The sequence below is a fragment of the Microbacterium sp. ZXT2-5 genome (genome assembly GCF_055329545.1).
In genome coordinates this window covers 156914-175587 of the sequence record NZ_JBUZWD010000002.1, presented here as the reverse complement: position 1 = coordinate 175587, position 18674 = coordinate 156914, and the positions used below count along the sequence as shown (strand labels likewise).

Genomic DNA, 18674 nt, shown 5'->3' with positions numbered 1-18674 from the left:
ATGGCTCCGGGCGAACCCGGTGGCACCACGTTCGCTCCTGTGCGGAGCACTGCACTCCTTCATGCGCGGATCGTGCCGCGCCAACACAACTACAGCCGGGCTCACTACTTCTCCCAGGAGAAGCAGTGAGCCCGGCGGCCACGTACAACTCACCGAACGTCAGACGTCAAAGAGAGGACGCATCAATGTACGAGGGCTTCGTCCAGTCCGGGTACCTCACCTTCCCACCCGGCTTCATCCTGGGAGCGGCGACGGCGGCCTACCAGATCGAGGGCGGAGCGCGCGAGGGCGGCCGCGGCCCGTCCATCTGGGACACATTCAGCCACACGCCCGGAAAGACCGAGGGCGGTGCCACCGGTGACGTCGCTGCCGACCACTTCCACCGCACCGACACCGACCTCGAATTGATGTCCGAGCTGAACCTCGGCGCCTACCGGTTCTCCATCTCGTGGCCGCGAGTCATGCCCTCCGGAGAGAGCCACATCAATCACGACGGTCTCTCGTTCTACTCACAGCTCGTCGACGGCCTCCTCGCACGCGGCATCGAGCCCATCGTCACCCTCAACCATTGGGACCTTCCGCAGGCTCTCGAGGACAAGTACGGGGGTTGGCGGGGACGCGAGACGGCGTACGCCTTTGAAAGGTACGCAGAGATCGTCGGCGCCGCTCTCGGGGACCGCGTCGCCATCTGGTCGACCCACAATGAGCCCTGGAACAACTCGTTCTCGGGATACGGCAGTGGAGCGTTCGCCCCCGGCGGGACGAGCCACGCCGACGCGCTGATCGCTGCTCATCACCTCAACCTCTCCCACGGGCTGGCGGTGCAAGCCCTGCGTCGCACGGTTACCCGGCCCGATGCACGAATTTCCGTCGCGCTGAACATCTTCCGAGTCGAGGCCGACTCCCCCGCCGACGCCGACGCCGAGGCCGCGCGACGTTTCGACGCCGTCGCGAACCGGGTGTTCACCGGCCCGATGCTGCGCGGCGCGTACCCCGCAGACCTCCTCGAGGACACCCGGGCCTTCACTGACTGGAGCTTCGTCCAGCCCGGAGACTTGGAAATCTGTCACCAACCGCTGGATCTGCTCGGGGTGAACTACTACGAAGTGATGCACGTGCGGCACGATTCGAGGTTCACACCCGAGGACGAGAAGGCCGGGGGCACCGCCTTCCCCGGGTCGGAGCGCATCGAGTTCGTTCGCCGCGACGACCTCGAGCGGACCGGCATGGACTGGGGCATCGAACCGCGTGGACTCGAAGACCATCTCGTCGCACTCTCCGCGGAGTTCCCTGACCTGCCCATCATGGTCATGGAGAACGGTGCGGCGTTCCCCGACGAGGTGCTCACCTCGGAGGCGGGCTCCTTCGTCATCGATCGAGCGCGTGCGCAGTACATCGCCACTCACGTCGAGGCCACGCACCGCGCGCACACCCGCGGGGCAAACATCGCCGGCTACCTCGTGTGGTCGCTGCTGGACAACTTCGAATGGGCAGCCGGATACGGGCCGCGATTCGGGATCATCCACGTGGACTACGACACGCTCGCACGCACGCCCAAGCTCAGCTCACGGTGGTTCGCTGAACTGTGCGCGTCGAAGGTGATCCCCCGGCTCGTGCTACCCGGAGTCGGCACGACCTCCGATGACGCTCCCTATGTCGCCGCCACGTCATCGACAGGCGTGTCGTGACCTCCGCTGCAGATGCGTACGGAGCGCGTGCGGTGAGCTCCGACGGCGTGCCTTACCGTGACCTGAACGGAAACGGCGTCATGGACCCGTACGAGGACCCGCGCCGCACTCCCCACGAACGTGTCGAAGACCTGCTGGGTCGCCTCTCGGTCGAGGAGAAGGTCGGCCTGCTCTTCCAGACCGTCATCGAAGCGGGACCCGACGGAACGCTCCTGGAGACACCGGGCAGAATCAGCAAATCGCCGACGAGCGTGGTGGTCGGTCAGAAGTTCATCAATCACTTCAACGTGCACAAGCTGGAATCCGCGCGCGATGCGGCAGCCTGGAACAACGCGTTGCAGGCTCTCGCCGAGCAGACGCCGCACGGGATCCCGGTGACCATCTCCACCGACCCGCGTCATTCGTTCACCGAGAACAGCGGTGTCGCGTTCTCCGCGGGCCCGTTCTCCCAGTGGCCTGACGCGCTCGGGCTCGCCGCGATCGACGACCCCCGCGTCATCGAGGACTTCGCCCGACGCGCCGGCGAGGAGTATCGCGCCGTGGGGATCCGTGCCGCTCTTCACCCACAGATCGACCTGGCAACCGAGCCGCGATGGGCCAGGCAGCTGCAGACGTTCGGCGCCGACTCTGAACGCGTCGCCGACTACACCCGGGCATACCTGGCCGGCTTCCAGGGAGACCAGCTCGGCGCCGACAGCGTGGCATGCGTCACGAAGCACTTCCCGGGCGGCGGGCCGCAGAAGGACGGGGAAGACGCGCACTTTCCGTACGGGCGCGAACAGGTGTACGCCGAGGGCGCGTTCGACAACCATCTGCGGCCCTTCCTGGCAGCCATCGAAGCAGGCACGGCCGGCATCATGCCCTACTACGGCATGCCGGTCGGACTCGAACTCGACGGAAAGCCGGTCGAAGAAGTCGGCTTCGGATACAACCGTCAGATCCTCACCGACCTGCTCCGCCACAAGCTCGGTTACGACGGCGTCATCCTCACAGACTGGGAGCTCGTCAACGACAACATCGTCGGCGACCAGGTGCTGCCGGCTCGCGCCTGGGGAGTCGAGCACCTCGACGCCAGCGGACGGATGCTCAAAATCCTCGACGCCGGTGCCGACCAGTTCGGCGGAGAGGAATGCACCGACGTGCTGCTCACCCTGATTCGCGACGGCCTCGTGGACCTCTCCCGGATCGATGATTCGGTGCGTCGCGTGCTCCTCGTGAAATACCAGCTCGGCCTGTTCGACAACCCCTACGTGGACCCCGATCACGCGGAGGCCGTTGTCGGCTCAGCAGCGAACCGACAAGCCGGCCTGGAGGCACAATCCCGTTCGGTGACGATTCTCGAGAACCGCGACTCGCTGCTGCCGCTGCGCGGCACCCCGCGCATCTACGTCGAAAGCATCGCGCCAGAAGTTGTCGCCGCTCATGCGACGGTCGTCGACGACCCGGCACAGTCCGACCTCGCGATCATCCGCATCCAAGCCCCCTACCAGCCACGAGACGACCTGTTCCTGGAAGACTACTTCCACCAAGGAAGCCTGGAATTCCCACCAGGTCTCGTATACCGCCTTCGGAATATTGCGGCCCTCACGCGCCTTCATGTGGACGTCGTACTGGATAGGGCCGCCATCCTGACCCCGCTCGTCGAGTGTGTCACCGGCCTATCCGTGACCTTCGGTGTCAGCGACGAAGCCCTGATGCGCGCCCTCACCGGCGGGACACCGCCACAGGGTCTGCTTCCGGTCGAGATCCCCCGATCGACCGCGGCGATCGAGAACGCACACGAAAGCCTGCCGGGAACTGCGGACCCGCTCTACCGCCTCGGCTACGGACTGTCCATCGAGCCCGCGCCGTGATCGCTGGCACCCATCGAACTGTTCGACTGAGCGCCAAGGGACGTTGCAGCTCGGGAATTGACACGCGTCAAAATGAGTGCTTCCCTTGGTGAAGACACACCGACCCGGGCCTCGTCGCCGGGTCGGGACCCGAATGCCCGACGACGGGCCTACGACAAAAGGCAGTCCCATGAGACGCAAAGACGCGGCCAACATTCCCCCGAACAGCACGCCGCTCGAGGAAGTCTCCCAGCTGACGCTGCGCGCCGAGGAGACCGAAGACCCCACCACTTCGGAGCTGCGCATCCCGAAGGTGAAGTTCGGCTTCACGTTCGCGTACGGGCTGGCCTACTTCGGCTTCTTCCTCTGCCTGTTCATGCCGGCGCTGTTCAGCCTGCCGTACAAGATCCAGCTGATCGACCCGGCCAGCAAGGAGACTGCGCTGGGACTGGTGGTCGGCATCAGCGCCATCGTGCTGCTCCCGGTCGGCCCCATCTTCGGCGTTCTCAGCGACCGCAGCAAACTCCCCTGGGGCCGCCGGCGCCCGTTCCTGCTGCTCGGACTCGGCGTGTTCGCGTTGAGCGCTCTGATCATCGCTCTCGCTCCCACCGTGCCGGTGGTCCTGCTCGGGTACATCGTTGCGCAGCTGGCTGGTGGCCTGGTGGGCGCCTCCATGAACCCCGCGCTGGCCGAGCACGTCCCGCCGGCTCAGCGCGGCAAGCTGGGCGCGCTCAGCGGAGTGATGGCCTCCTTCGCGGGGGTGTGCGCCAGCCTCATCGGCAGCTTCCTGACCGGCAACCTCCTGCTCCTCTTCTTCCTCCCCGTCGGCGTGTTCGCCATCGGCGTGCTGGTATGGCTCTTCGTCATCCCCGATGGCCCCGCCCCCGACCGATTCCAGGCGGTGACCGTCGGCGCCGCACTGCGCTCCCTGCTGTTCAACCCGCGCAAGCACCCCGACTTCACCTGGGTGTGGCTCGGCAAGCTGTGCATCGGCGTCGGAACCGCGTTTTTCAGCACCTACCAGCTCTACTTCCTTCTGGACCGTCTGGGGTTCACCGCTGAGGAAGCCGGTCAGAAGCTCGCAGCCGTCGGCGGATTCGCGCTGCTGGCGACCATCGGATTCACCGTCCTCGGCGGCTTCCTCTCCGACAAGCTCCGCCGCCGCAAGCTCTTCATCTACATCGCCGCGTCGATGATCGGCGGTGGCATGGTCGTCGCCGCGTTCGCGCCAGACCTCACGGTATACATCATCGGCGCGGTCCTGCTGTCGGCCGGATCGGGCGCGTTCAACTCGGTGGACCTCGCTCTGGCGTCCGATGTGCTCCCCGATAAGGAAGCGGGCGGCAAGTGGATGTCGATCTACCAGATCTCCGGCACCATCGCCACCGCCATTGGCCCGGTCATCGCGCCGCTCCTGCTGGCGATCGGCGGCGGAGGCAACTACACCGCCATGTTCCTCGCCGGCGGACTGTTCGCCGCCGGTGCCGCCTTCACCGCCTCCCGCGTGCGAGGCGTTCGCTGACCCGGACGCGGCGGGCGACCCCCCGAACGTCCGCCGCGTCCGAACCACCTGACTCCCACCCCGGAATCCCGCACCCTCCCGAATGGACATCACGTTGAGCGCACCGACCACCGCTTGGAACGGCCCCTATCTGACCGTTGACGGACGCCCGTTCGTGGTGGTCGGCGCCGAGGTGCACAACTCCAGCTCCAGCACCACCCGCGCAATCGCGACGTCGTTCGATGCAGTCCAGCAGCTGGGTGCCAACACGGTGCTGGCTCCGGTCGCATGGGACCTGTTCGAACCCGCAGAGGGCAGTTTCGACACGCATCTCCTCGACGCCATGATCGAGGGCGCACGCTCCCGAGGGTTGAAGCTCATTCCGCTGTGGTTCGGTTCGTGGAAGAACGCCGCGTCCACCTACGTGCCCGGCTGGGTGAAGCAGAACCCGGAGCGCTTCACCCGCTCCCTCCTCGCCGACGGCCGCCGCATCGAACATCTGACGCCGTTCGGCGAGGAGGCTCGTGCGGCGGACGCACTCGCGTTTGCGGCGATGATGCGACGCATCGCGGAGGTCGACACGACCGGCACTGTCATCGCTGTGCAGGTCGAGAACGAGATCGGGCTCCTGGGCGACTCCCGCGACCGCAGCGTTATTGCCGAAGAGCTGTTCGAAGCGCAGGTACCCGCGGACGTCATCGACGCGATCGCGCGCGATCCCCAGTCGCCACTTCATCAGGAGTGGGCCGAGGCGGGCAACCGCACCGAAGGCACGTGGGCTGAACTGTTCCCCGTGGGCGACCGGCTCGATGAGGCGTTCATGGCGGCCGGGTTCGCTCGCTACACGCAGGCCGTGGCGGCCGCCGGCCGCGCGGAGCTGGACCTGCCTCTGTTCGTCAACGCGTGGCTCGACCGTGACAGCGTGCTCGATGGCCCCGTCGCCCTCGCCGGCGGGAAGCGCCCCGGACAGTACCCCAGCGGTGGACCTGTTCTGCCGGTCGCCGCAATCTGGGAAGCCCTCGCCCCGGACATCGACTTCCTCGCTCCGGACATGTATGTCGACGACGCGGCACCGGTGTTTGCCGGCTACAAAGCGCGCCGGGGTCGCCTGTTCGTCCCCGAACTGCGTGCCGACCTTCCCGGAATCCCGCAAATGTTCGAAGCCATTGGCACCCACGGCGCGCTGGGCGTCTCACCGTTCGGTGTCGACGCGTACACGGTGGACGATGCGGAGACGGCGCCGCTCGCGGACGCCTTCCGGCTCCTGCGTGCTGCCGCTGCCGTGATTGCGGACAACCCGTCCGCCCGCATGCACGCAATCACCCTCAACGAACAGAACCCGCGCGCGCAGATCCTGGTCGGCGATGTGACGGTCAACATTCACACGACCGACGAGTGGGGGTACGTCACCCCGACCTACCCCGGATACGCCATCGTCATCGAAGACGGTGCGGACGCGGCCTACCTGATCGGCCGCGGATTCTGGATCACCTTGGCGGGCGACGAGGGAAAGACCGCCGCGTTCCTGTCCGCCACGGCAATCGAGCTCGACGGAGACGAGCTGGTGCCCGCCCTTCGCCTCAACGGCGACGAGACCGCGTCGGGCACCCTCATCCCCTTCCCCTTCCCGAACACGGGGCTGATCCCGGGTCGGGCTGTCCCCACCCGCATTCCTGAGACCGGCATCGTCCGAATCTCCGTGTACGCAGTCTGACCCACTGGCGCTGCGCACCCCAGACCTCTCCCACCCGAACGGACCGCGAATGAACGACGACTATCGGCCCTATCTCGACGCCACCCAGCCCGTGGGTGTGCGAGTGCGGGATCTGCTTGACCGCATGACCCTCGAGGAGAAGGCAGCGCAAACAGCATCGCCCTTCGGAACCGCGGTCGACGCACACGACCCGCCGGCGCTCGGCTGGGGCACGGCAACGGCCGCCATCGCCGCGCTCAACCTCCCGCCGCGTGAAGCGGCGGAACGTGTCAACGAGCTGCAGCGCAAGCACATCGAGGACACGCGCCTCGGCATTCCGGTGCTCCTCGCTGAGGAGGCGCTGCTGGGATTCAAGGTGCAGGGTGCCACGACCTTCCCGGACGCCATCGCCCAGGCCGCGACATGGGACCCCGAGCTGGTAACCGAGATGGCAGCGGAGATCGGCGCCCAGATGACCGCGCTAGGAGCGCGCATGGCGCTCTCGCCGCTCGCAGATGTGGCACGCGATCCTCGCTGGGGACGGGTCGGCGAGACATACGGCGAGGACCCCTATCTTGTCGGTGCGACGGCGTCGGCCTTCGTCCGCGGCCTGCAGAACGCCGTGCCGGACAGCCCGGTCATCGCGGCGCTGAAACACTTCGTGGCCTACGGCGCGAGCGACGGCGGACGCAACACCGAACCCGCGCAGGTCGGGGACCGTCTGCTCAGGGAGTTCTACGGACTGCCGTTTGAGATGACCATCCGCGACGGCGGCGCCGACGGCATCATGCCGTCCTACAACGACTTGGACGGCATCCCCGTCACGGGCTCCCCCGAGCTCCTCGACGACCTGCTCCGCCAGGAATACGGGTTCGACGGGCTTGTCATCTCCGACCTCGACGCCATCGGTCAACTCCACACCAAGCACGGCGTGAGCGCCTCATTCGTGGCGGCGTTCGCAGATGCGATCCGTGCAGGCGTCGACATCGACCTGGACAACCGGGTCTCCACCGACCGTGTCGTCGAAGCTGTGCAGACCGGACTGCTCAGCGAGGCGGAGCTCGACCGCGCGGTGGCCGCCATCCTCCGGGCGAAGTTCGGTCTGGGTCTGTTCGAGCGGCCGTACGTCGACGTCGAGGCCGTGCCCGAGACGCTCGACTCCCCCGCGGCCCGATCCCTGGCCCGGCGCGTCGCCGAAGAGTCCATCGTTCTGCTCAAGAACGATCCTGTCGATGGTGCACCGCTGCTGCCGCTGTCGTCCGCGCCGGGCACCGTCGCCGTCATCGGCCCGAACGCGCACCGCCCTCTCGGTCAGCTGGGGCACTACGCCTACCAGGTGCTCGACAGCATGACCAAGCGGTTCGCACTGGCTGCGAACCCGCAAGCCCGGTTGGAGGATGTCGAGGAGCTCCGCGGCAAGACGGGTGCAGACGATGCGACCCTCCTCGTGGAAACGGTGCCGCTGGTGACGTTCCTCGACGGCATCCGCGACCGCCTCGGAAGCGATGCCAGCGTGCTCTACGAAGCCGGCTGCCCAGTCGAACGGATCGACCGGGCCGGCATCCCCGCCGCGGTCGAAGCCGCGCGCCAGTCTGACATCGCCGTCCTCGTGGTCGGCGACCAGGCCGGCATCAACGGCTTCGGCACCGTCGGAGAGGGCCTTGACAGCGCCACCTGCGAACTGCCCGGAGTACAGCGCGAGCTCATCGAAGCGGTCCTCGACACCGGCACGCCCACGATCGTCGTGCTCAGCCATGCACGCCCCTACGTGCTGGGATGGCTCGCCGACCGCGCACCGGCGATCGTCACCGCATGGTTGGGCGGCGAGGAGGCAGGGGCGGCAACAGCTGCGGTGCTGTTCGGCGATGTCAACCCTGCCGGGCGACTGCCCATCGCGATGCTCGAGAACGTCGGTGCCGCGCCCGTTCCGTACTGGCGGACTCTGCAGACCTCTGACAACTACGTCGACGGCTCCACGCGGGCTGTGTTCCCGTTCGGGCACGGCCTCAGCTACACCCAGTTCGAGTACAGCGACCTGCAGCTGCAGGCATCGGAGGTGGACACCGACGGCATCATCCGCTGCACTTTCACGGTCACGAACACCGGGGAACGGAGCGGCGACGAGGTCATGCAGATCTATGGTCGAGACCTTATCGGGCGTACCGTGCGTCGCGCCCGTGTGCTCCTCGGCTTCAAGCGGCTCACCCTTGAGGCCGGCGAGCAGCGACAGGTACTTGTGGAGATTCCCGCGGAGATGTTCGCGCTCTGGGATCGCCGCGATGGCTGGGTCGTCGAGCCTGGCGCGGTCCGCGTGTTCATCGGCGGATCGTCGGCCGTGACCCCGCTGCGCGGTCGGGTCGAGCTCGTCGGCGGGCTGCACCGCTGCGCGCGATCCCGTGCCCTGTGGAGCTCCGTCACACCCGGGGGTCTGATGCCCGCGCTCGCAGGCGACAGCCGGAGCAGCGACGCAGCGGTCGCAGTCGCACCACTCACGGCAGAAAGCACGATCGGCGACTGGCTGGAGCATCCGCGTGGCCGCACGGTTCTGTCGCAGGCGCTCGGCGGCGCTGACGAGGATGTTCTCGCCCAGGCGGTCGGGCTGACGCTGGAGCAGTTGGTGATGTACAGCCAGGGCGCCCTGCCGCCGGAGCTGCCTGCCACGCTCCTAGCCCAGGTGAGCGAGGTCTGACCGAAGAGGCCGGATGGGGGTCGAGCAACCGCGGTTGCTCGACCCCCATCCATTCGCTTCCCGCGGCGGTTCTCACCGCTCGGTGCTGCCGCCTTCGACGATCGACACGAGCGATCGTAGGGACTCGAAGGCATCGGCCGGCATCGCCTCAGGCCCGTGCAGCAGCGCGCGCACGATCTCGTGCGCGCTGAAGCGCACGTCGATGTCGACGGTGGTCAGTGATGGTTCGCTCACGCCCGAGGCGATGGTGTTGTCCACACCGATGACGCCGATCTCAGCAGGCACGTTGCGTCCTGCTCGTCGCGCGGCCGCGATGACCGCCAGTGCGGCGTCGTCGTTGTAGGCCGCGATGCCGCAGTCGGTGTCAGGCAGGAGCTGCGCAGCGGAGGCGATGCTCCCCCGCTCGAGCGTGAGGCGCAGTGTCGGCATCGTCGGGATGCCGGCTTCGCGGGCGGCATCCAAGGCGCCTTGTTCGCGGGCAAGAGCGAAAGGCTGTTCGCGCGTTTCCTCGGGTACGGCCGCAGCGATCGCGGGATAGCCGCGCTGTATGAGGTGCCGGGCCTGGATGGCGCCGATCTCGTGGTCGATCGCGCGTTGCAGTTCTCGCGACTGATCGACAACCATGACCCCGAGTTCCCCCAGCCGGGTGTGCTGTTCGGGCGTCAACGGGGCAACGCTCCACAGACCGGCCGGGCGCAACGCGAGCACCGCTTCATCGATCTGCGCGTCACCAGAAGACAGTCGAATGAGGTTCGTCTTGCCGACCGTGGCGAGTTCCTCCGTGACACGGTCGATGAGTTCACGCAGCCGTGGCCCGAGCGAGATGTTGGGCAGAAGCGTGATCACCACGTCGCTGGTCCCTCGTGCGAGAGCACGCCCCGCAAGCGATGGCCGGTACCCCAGCTCTCGGGCGACCCTCTGCACGTGGTCGACCATGTCGGGCTTGAATCGGTGGCCGTGGCCATTGAGGATCTGACTCACCGTGGAGCGCGAAACCCCTGCTCGTGCGGCGACGTCGGCGCTGTTTGTCATCGTCGGGTTCCTCCTGTCGCCGACCCCAGTCTAGGGCGGCCAGCCGACATATTGTTGCGCGTCAATGGTCGCTGGTCTACCTGCGCCGCACCTGAACGCTACGCCGCGGCCATGCCGACGGCTCGCGCCAACAGCTGTGCAGCCCGGTCCCGTGTCGCATCATCACCGTCCGTCAACCATGCCTCGGTGATTCCGTCCAGACCGGCCAAGATGGTCACCGCCCAACCGTCGGCATCAAACGCCGGGCTTCCCGCCCACGGCTCCAGCAGTGCACGGATCAGAGCGAGGTCCTGCGTCCGTTGCGCGCGGATGAGTTCGAGGAGATCCGGGTCGGTGCGGGCGTGGACGATCAGCTCGCTCAGGACCGCGAAGTGTTCACGGTTCGCGCCGACGCGGATGAGTTGCGCCTCAAAGCCGCGGCGCAGCGAATCTGTCAGCGTCTCGGCATCCGCGCTCAGCCCTTGCGTCATAGCCAGTGCGCTCGCACTCTCGCGCTGAAGCAGCGCACGCAGGAGGGCGGCCCGTGAATCGAAGCAGTAGTGGAACAGTCCTTGCGGGACACCGGCGTCCTCGGTGATTGCTCGCGTGGTACCGGCAGTGATACCGCGCTTGCTCATCACCCGCACCGCCGCGTCCAGCAGCTGCTCTCGTCGCTCCGCGAGTGACATTCGGGTTCCAGACGCCTGCTTTTGGTCATCCGACTTGGTCATACGCCCAAGTATGGCCTACCGTGGTCCTGGTCATGCCGAGCAGGGAGATGGGAGTCCAGAAGACCAGGTGGATGATCTTGGCGGGAGCGATCGTTTTGGAGGTGGCCGCCACGCTTTCACTACGCGCTGCGATCGACAACCCGTGGTGGGCCTTGCTCACCGTCGCGGGCTACGCCGGCGCCTTCGTCTGTCTCGCGTCCCTGTTGCGCATGGGGGCGTCCATCGGTGCCGTGTATGGCATCTGGGCCTCCGCCGGCGTCGCTCTCACCGCGGTTCTCGGGGCACTGGTTTTCAACGAGCCCTTCACCTTCCTCATCGCCGTCGGAATCGCCATCGTCATCGCCGGCGTGGTGCTGGTGGAGACAGGACACCGTCCGGGCGAGAGCTCGACGAGCGCGGAGGTGGGCACGCGATGACCTGGCTTCTTCTGGCGGCCGCCATCCTCCTCGAGGTTGCGGCAACGCTCTCGCTGCGAACATCCGAGGGACTTAAGCGGAAGCGCTGGATCGCCCCCGTCGCGATCTTCTATATCGCGGCGTTTGCTCTCTTGACCGTTGCGCTTGCGCAGGGCATGCCGGTGGGCATCGCGTACGGCATCTGGGCAGCGTGCGGCGTCGCGCTCACCGCGATCGGGGCTCGCGCGTTCTTCAAGGAGCCGCTCACGCGCCGGATGGCGTCGGGTATCGGACTGATCGCTGTGGGCGTGCTGGTTATCGAACTGGGAGTGTCCAGTCACTGATCTCTGCAACTTTTGACACGCGTTAATTCCTGTGTTTCCATGGAATTACGGCGGTCTTGGTCCGCCGGCTGGAAACCGACGAGGACGATGATGACCCTGATGCGCCCCGCGCTGCCCGTGACAACTGACGAGACGTTGTCTGAATGGCGGGTTCGCTCAGAGGACGGCACTGAGGTCAGCGTTCGGCTGCCGGATGACGCCATGCTGCGCGCCGGACGGAACCGAAATGCCCCGGGCGGCGCGGAGACCGGATGGTTCGTCGGCGGTAACTACGAGTACCGAACGACGTGGGTGGCTCCCGAACTGGACGGCGAGGTAGTGCTCGTCTTCGAGGGCGTGCAAGGTGACGCCACCGTGACCGTGAACGGCCACGACGTGGGATCGGTGCGCAGCGGCTACGTCGAAGCTGAGCTGACGGTCACCGACGCGGTCGTTCCGGGTGAGGCGAACGACATCCACGTTCTCATCCAGCACCGGGATCAGCCCTCCGACAGGTGGTACCCCGGATCCGGACTGTATCGCCGCGTTCGAGCCGTCGTCCGTCCGCGAGCGCACTTTGGCCACGACGCCGTACGGGTGCGTACGACCCGCCTGGACGGGGCGCGCGCGCAGGTGAGCGTGGATGTGCGACTCAGCGGCGACGTGCCGACGACCGCGATCATCGAGGCGCAGTTGAGCTCAGCGGGCGCCGTGGTCGCTCGGAGCACGTTGGACCGAGCCAGCGGAACGATCGAGCTCGACGTGGAGGATCCTCGACCATGGAGCGCCGAGGACCCGTTCCGGTACGAGCTCACGGTGACCGCTACCGCAGCCGGCGAAGTGCTTGATCATTGGGGCGCGCCTGTAGGGCTTCGCTCGGTGACCGTGGACGCCCGACAGGGACTGCGCGTCAATGGACGACGCGTCCTTCTAGCGGGGGCGTGCATTCATCACGACAACGGCCTGCTCGGCGCGGCCACGCATCGTGCGGCAGAGTTCCGGCGCATCCGACTTCTCAAGGACGCCGGCTTCAACGCGATCCGCAGCGCGCACAACCCGCTCTCGCGGGATCTGCTGGACGCGTGCGACGAACTCGGGATGTATGTTCTGGATGAACTGGCCGACTACTGGTTCGTCCGCAAGACGCAGTTCGACCACTCCGACCGGTTCCGCGACACCTGGCGGGCAGACGCCCACGCTCTCATCGCCAAAGACCGCAACTATGCGTGCGTGATCATGTACGCCTCCGGCAACGAGATTCCCGAGACCGCCACTGCGGCTGGCGTGGAGCTCTCGCGCGAGATCACCGAGTACTTCCACGCGGCCGACCCCACCCGGCCGGTGACCCTCGCCATCAACCTGTTTCTCAACGCGATGGTCGCGATGAATGCGTCACCCTACGCGGTAGACGGCGACGGGTCGGAGCCCGCCATGGCCGGCAGCACCGAAGCGAACGTCATGATCAACCACATCGGCCGCATGATGAGCATCGTCTCCCGTCTCCCCCGAGCCGACCGCGCCTCCCGCGACGCCTTCGCAACAGTCGACGTCGCCGGGTACAACTACGGCCTCGCCCGATACAAGGGCGACGTGCGTCGCTACCCCCACCGCGTGATCCTGGGCTCTGAGACTCTTCCCGGGGACGTGGCGAAGGCGTGGCGCCTGGTTCAGGACATTCCCGCCGTCATCGGAGACTTCGTGTGGGCGGGATGGGAGTACCTCGGCGAAGCCGGCGTTGCCGTCTGGGTGCCGGGCAAGAAGGCCGGCCTCGCCAAGCCCTACCCGTACGTCGTCGCCGGCCCCGGAATGTTCGATCTCACCGGCCGGCCCGACGCCTCGCTGCGGCTGGCTCAGGCGGCGTGGGGTGTCCTGGATGAGCCCGCCATCACCGTCCGCCCCCTCGACCGAGCAGGGCGACCGTACGTTCGATCCGCCTGGCGCACCACGGATGCCGTGGAGAGTTGGGCGTGGCGAGGCAGCGACGGAAAACGCGCCGAGGTCACGGTGTACAGCGCGGCCGACGAGATCGAGCTCGTGCTGAACGGGCGCTCCGTCGGTCGCCGCCGGTGCGGGGAGGAGGCGGGATACCAGGCGACGTTCACCGTCCCATGGACGCCGGGAGTCGTCCGGGCGATCGCCTACCGCGCAGGCCAGGAGATCGCCCGCAGCGAACTGCACTCCGCGGCCGATGAGCTGCAGGTGCAATTGAAGCCGGAGTCCGACGTCCTGCTCGCCGACGGTGACGATCTTGCGTTCGTACACCTCGAGCTCGCCGATATGGACGGCGTCGTGGAGATGCTTGACGACGACTTCGTTGAGGTCGAGGTCACTGGGCCCGCGGAGCTGATCGGCTTCGGCACCGCCTCCCCTGCCCCGGAGGAGTCCTTCCTCTCCTCGCGCACGCGCACGTATCGCGGACGCGCCCTGGCCATCCTGCGTTCGACGTGTGAGGCAGGGATTGTGCGTGTCATCGCGCGCTCCCGCCGCCACGGTGACGCCATCGCCGACATCCTTGCCGTTCCGGCCGACGAACCTGCCGTCGAAGCCTCCGCGCCGGAGGCTTCACAGTGACGACCCACTCGGGAGACACCATGACCGAACCGACCATCGACCTCGCTCTGGACGACAAGCTCGCCCTGCTGTCCGGGGAGACCTTCTGGGACACGCACCCGGTGCCGGATGCTGGCATCCGCTCGCTCTCGCTGGCAGACGGACCATACGGCTTGCGCCATCAGTCCGGACACCACGACAACCTGGCCATCTTCGCCAGCGATCCGGCCACCTGTTTCCCCCCCGGGGTCGCCATCGGGGCCAGCTGGGATTCCCGGCTCGCCGCGCGACTGGGGACCGCTATCGGACGTGAGGCGGTCGCACAGGGTGTCGATATCGTGCTGGGGCCCGGCGTGAACATCAAGCGCAGCCCGCTGTGCGGGCGAAACTTCGAGTACTACTCCGAGGACCCGCTCATCTCGGGTGTTCTCGGCGCGGCGTTCGCCGCGGCGTTGCAGTCCGAGGGCCCGTCGGTGTCGGTGAAGCACTTCGCCGCCAACAACCAGGAGACGAACCGGCAGACGATCAGCTCTGAGGTCGACGAGCGCACGCTGCGGGAGATCTACCTGCCTGCGTTCGAGCGAGTGGTTCGCCAGGCACGGCCCGGCACTGTCATGGCGTCTTACAACAAGATCAACGGGGTGCACGCGTGGGCGAACCGGTGGCTGCTGACGCAGGTGCTCCGTGAAGAGTGGGGCTTCGAGGGCGTTGTGATGTCGGATTGGAGCTCGGTTACCGACCCGGTGGCTGCTGTACGAGCCGGCCTCGACCTGGAGATGCCGGCCGAGCCCGGCCGCGTTGCCCAGCTGCGTGCGGCGGTGGAGGAAGATGTGCTGGAGAACAGCGTCGTCGACGCCGCCGCCTCGCGCCTGGTCGCCCTGGCCACCGCTGCCCAGCCGGGCGCTGTCCAGGTCGACCCGGACGAGCACCACGCGCTCGCGCAACAGGTTGCCGAAGCATGCCCGGTTCTGCTGCGCAACGAGCATCAGGTGCTGCCGCTGCCGAAGGGTGTGGATGTCGCAGTCATCGGGCTGCTCGCGACCGAACCGCGCTACCAGGGCGGGGGAAGCGCCCATGTCAACGCGACTCGGGTGGATGAACCGCTGGCGGAGCTTCGGGCTCTCGTCGAGGCGGGCGGGGCAACTGTCACGTACTCCGCCGGTTATCGCCTCGACGGCGGCGACGCCGCGGCTCTCGCCGATGAGGCCGTGGAGGTCGCGCGCCGCGCCGACGTCGCGGTGGTGTTCGCGGGCCTCGGTGAGGAGCAGGAATCCGAGGGCTTCGACCGGGAGACCCTCGACCTGCCCGCAGATCAGATCGAGCTGATCCGACGCGTCGCCGCGGCAGCCCAGCGCACTGTCGTCGTCCTCTCGCACGGCGGAGTCGTGAGCCTCGAAGACTGGCACGACGATGTCGACGCGATCCTCGACGCCTTCGTGCTCGGGCAGGGTGGCGGCCGCGCCATCGCTCGACTGCTCACTGGAGGAGCGACCCCTTCGGGCCGGCTGGCGGAGACGATTCCGCTGCGGCTGGAGGATCACCCGTCATGGCTGAACTTCCCCGGTGAGCAGGGCCACGTCCGCTACGGCGAGGGTGTCCTCGTCGGCTACCGGTACTTCTCAACCGCCGGCACCCCCGTGCGTTACCCCTTCGGGTACGGACTGTCTTACACGTCCTTCGACACCCAGCTGACGGGCGTGGAAGTCTCCGGAGATGATTCCGCCGTCGCGACGGTCACGGTCCGCAACACCGGGCAGCGCACCGGCTCTCACGTGGTCCAGCTGTACGTCTCGACGAACCTCGGCGACGTGCGGCGACCTGTGCGCGAGCTTCGAGCCTTCGACAAGGTCTCGCTTGCTCCCGGGGAGTCTGCGGAGGTGCAGTTCGAGCTCGACCGCCGTGCCTTCGCGTACTGGGACGTCGAGCAGACTGGTTGGACCGTCAAGCCCGGCCGGTACCTCGTGCAGCTCGCGGAGGACGCGGCGACCGTCGTCGCAGAGGCTGCCATCGAGTTGGTCGGCGACCGCATCGCTGCGGCCGTCACCCTCGACAGCCCCATCGCGCTGTGGCTGGATCACCCCGACATCGGCGAGACCACGAACCAGACCCTCGGGTTCGCATCGGCGGAGGTCAGCGCTGAGCAAATGGCTCAGGTGCGATCCATGACGATGCGCCAGTTCGTGCGCATCTCGGGACTGCCGATCCCCCTCGACGCGCTTGAAGCCGTCGCCGCCCAGACCCACTAACCCCTACAGACGGGAGCAGTTGTGCACCTTGAAGGAAAAGTCTTCGCCGTCACCGGCGCCGGCAACGGCATGGGGCGCGAAGTCGCTCTCGAACTCGTTCGCAGAGGCGCCAAGGTCGCCGCGATCGACCTGAGCGAAGAAACGCTCGCCCGCACTGTCGCCCTGGCGATCGACCCGCAGAGGGTCAGCGCGCACCGCGCCGATGTCACGGATGCCGAAGGCGTGGCGGCGCTTCCCGCCACCATCGTCGAAACCCATGGGCAGGTCGACGGGCTGATCAACATCGCCGGCATCATCCATCGGTTCGTCCCCTCCGCTGAGCTCACGAGGCAAGAGCAAGAGCGGGTGTTCGCGGTCAATTACTGGGGAACGGTGAACATGTGCCAGGCATTCGCGCCAGTGCTGCTCGCACGTCCCGAAGCGTCCATCACGAACATGTCCAGCCTGTCAGCGCTCGTGGCCTTCGCAGGGCAGACCGTCTACGGGGCCAGCAAGGGCGCCGTGAAGCAGTACACCGAGGGCCTGTATCAGGAGCTGCAGGGATCCGCCGTCCAGGTAAGCGCCATCTACCCCGGCAACATCTCCACCGAGATCAGTAAGAACTCCGGTGTCGCCATGATCGACAGCGGCGGCCGCAAGGTGCGCTCCACGACACCCCGCGACGCCGGCATCGCGATCGTCTCGGGCATCGAGAGCGGACGCTTCCGTATCCTCGTCGGCAGCGACGCGAAGCTCCTCGACCGCCTCGTGCGGACAGCGCCGCGCTGGACCACCAAGCTCATCGCCCGCCAGATGGCCTCAGTCCTGCAGCCCGCCGTAGTAGAAGGAGCCTCGAAATGACCTCGTTCCCGGAAGGGTTCCTCTGGGGCGCGGCGACCGCCGCACACCAGGTAGAAGGCAACAATCTCAACAACGACTGGTGGCGGCTCGAGCAACTCGCCTCCGACTACGGGGTGCAGCCCAGCGGCGACGCTCTCGACAGCTACCACCGCTACCGCGAAGACATGCAGCTGCTTGCTGACCGCGGCTTCACCGCATACCGCTTCAGCCTCGAGTGGTCCCGCATCGAACCGGTCCCCGGAAAGTTCTCCCGGGCCGAACTCGCGCACTACCGGCGCATGATCGACACCGCACATGAGCTCGGCCTCGAACCGGTGGTCACCCTGCACCACTTCACTCACCCGCTGTGGTTCGACGACCGGGGCGCGTGGCTCGGCGAAGGTGCAGTCGACGCCTTCGTCCGGTACGTCGAGCAGGCATGCACGATCCTGGGCGACGTGCGGTGGATCATCACCATCAACGAGCCGAATGTGCTCGCCATCACCCATGGCGGCCAGCGGCAGGTAGCGATGGGCAACACGTATCCCCAGAACGCGTTGCCGGACCAGGAGATCGGCGACGCCCTGATCGCCGCGCACCGAGCCGCCGCACCCGTCGTGCGTCAGCTCACGGGTGCCCGCGTCGGGTGGACGATCGCCAACCAGGCGCTGACGGCAACGGCCGGCAACGAGGCGAAGTACGCCGAGGTGCAGTACCTCATCGAAGACATATACCTCGAGGTGTCACGCGACGATGACTTCGTGGGGGTGCAGTCCTACACCAGCCAGCCTGTCGATGCGGACGGCATCGTCCCGCACCCGCCCGCCGAGGACAACACCCTCATGGGTTGGGCCTACCGACCTGACGCGCTCGGGATCGCCATCCGCCACACTCATGATGTGCTCGGTTCCGATGTTCCGATCCTCGTCACCGAGAACGGCATCGCCACCGATGACGACGAACGGCGGATCGCCTACACGACCGTTGCGCTCAGCGACCTGGCTGCTGCCATCGCGGATGGTGCGGATGTCCGCGGTTACCTGCACTGGAGCCTGCTCGACAACTTCGAGTGGGGCCACTGGGGCCCAACCTTCGGGTTGGTCGCCGTCGACCGCGACACGTTCGAACGCCGCCCCAAGCCGAGTCTGGACTGGCTGGGCGGCGTAGCACGTCAAAACGCGATCTGACCGCATCGC

Annotated in this window: 13 protein-coding genes; 11 read left to right on the top strand and 2 right to left on the bottom strand. The window is 67.1% G+C overall.

The annotated features are described in order from the left end of the window. Positions 1–185 precede the first annotated feature (185 nt). The 5 genes from ACZBH1_RS14330 to ACZBH1_RS14310 all read left to right on the top strand — a co-directional run bounded on the left by ACZBH1_RS14330 (position 186) and on the right by ACZBH1_RS14310 (position 9403). On the top strand, positions 186–1688 hold the full coding sequence (locus ACZBH1_RS14330; protein WP_463646772.1) for a GH1 family beta-glucosidase: 1503 nt from the start codon (positions 186–188) through the stop codon (positions 1686–1688). An 80-nt stretch (positions 1689–1768) separates the two neighbouring features. Continuing rightward, positions 1769–3541 (top strand): glycoside hydrolase family 3 protein, encoded by a 1773-nt coding sequence (locus ACZBH1_RS14325; RefSeq protein ID WP_463647059.1) that lies wholly within the window; start codon positions 1769–1771, stop codon positions 3539–3541. A 169-nt stretch (positions 3542–3710) separates the two neighbouring features. Beyond that, complete coding sequence (locus ACZBH1_RS14320) at positions 3711–5042, top strand: MFS transporter (RefSeq protein WP_463646771.1); 1332 nt, start codon at positions 3711–3713, stop codon at positions 5040–5042. Between the two features lie 82 nt (positions 5043–5124). After that, positions 5125–6735: a DUF5597 domain-containing protein gene (locus tag ACZBH1_RS14315; protein ID WP_463646770.1), complete on the top strand. Its 1611-nt coding sequence runs from the start codon at positions 5125–5127 to the stop codon at positions 6733–6735. A gap of 49 nt (positions 6736–6784) precedes the next feature. Continuing rightward, positions 6785–9403, top strand: coding sequence for a glycoside hydrolase family 3 N-terminal domain-containing protein (locus tag ACZBH1_RS14310; protein WP_463646769.1), 2619 nt, complete (start codon positions 6785–6787; stop codon positions 9401–9403). Positions 9404–9475: 72 nt separating this feature from the next. Here the strand turns inward: ACZBH1_RS14310 and ACZBH1_RS14305 are convergent, their stop codons facing one another. Together ACZBH1_RS14305 and ACZBH1_RS14300 are read right to left on the bottom strand one after the other, a co-directional pair. Next, a complete protein-coding gene (locus ACZBH1_RS14305; RefSeq protein ID WP_463646768.1) occupies positions 9476–10435 on the bottom strand; it encodes a LacI family DNA-binding transcriptional regulator in 960 nt (319 codons plus the stop codon). Between the two features lie 98 nt (positions 10436–10533). Beyond that, the gene (locus ACZBH1_RS14300; RefSeq protein WP_463646767.1) at positions 10534–11145 is read right to left on the bottom strand and encodes a TetR/AcrR family transcriptional regulator; all 612 of its coding nucleotides are present in this window, start codon (positions 11143–11145) and stop codon (positions 10534–10536) included. 20 nt (positions 11146–11165) lie between these two features. On the opposite strand from ACZBH1_RS14300, the gene ACZBH1_RS14295 reads away from it, so the two are divergent. The 6 genes from ACZBH1_RS14295 (at position 11166) to ACZBH1_RS14270 (ending at position 18665) form a co-directional block, all read left to right on the top strand. Next, the gene (locus tag ACZBH1_RS14295) at positions 11166–11561 is read left to right on the top strand and encodes a DMT family transporter (RefSeq protein WP_463646765.1); all 396 of its coding nucleotides are present in this window, start codon (positions 11166–11168) and stop codon (positions 11559–11561) included. Next, entirely contained in the window at positions 11558–11884 is a 327-nt protein-coding gene (locus ACZBH1_RS14290) for a DMT family transporter (protein ID WP_463646764.1), read from the top strand. Before ACZBH1_RS14295 ends, ACZBH1_RS14290 begins: the two co-directional genes overlap by 4 nt. An 87-nt stretch (positions 11885–11971) precedes the next feature. Beyond that, on the top strand, positions 11972–14434 hold the full coding sequence (locus ACZBH1_RS14285) for a glycoside hydrolase family 2 TIM barrel-domain containing protein (protein WP_463646763.1): 2463 nt from the start codon (positions 11972–11974) through the stop codon (positions 14432–14434). A gap of 20 nt (positions 14435–14454) precedes the next feature. Next, the gene (locus tag ACZBH1_RS14280; protein WP_463646762.1) at positions 14455–16659 is read left to right on the top strand and encodes a beta-glucosidase family protein; all 2205 of its coding nucleotides are present in this window, start codon (positions 14455–14457) and stop codon (positions 16657–16659) included. Positions 16660–16680: 21 nt separating this feature from the next. Further along, entirely contained in the window at positions 16681–17499 is an 819-nt protein-coding gene (locus tag ACZBH1_RS14275) for an SDR family NAD(P)-dependent oxidoreductase (RefSeq protein WP_463646761.1), read from the top strand. After that, the gene (locus tag ACZBH1_RS14270; RefSeq protein WP_463646760.1) at positions 17496–18665 is read left to right on the top strand and encodes a glycoside hydrolase family 1 protein; all 1170 of its coding nucleotides are present in this window, start codon (positions 17496–17498) and stop codon (positions 18663–18665) included. The genes ACZBH1_RS14275 and ACZBH1_RS14270 overlap by 4 nt, the downstream gene beginning before the upstream one ends. The last annotated feature ends 9 nt before the right edge of the window (positions 18666–18674 follow it).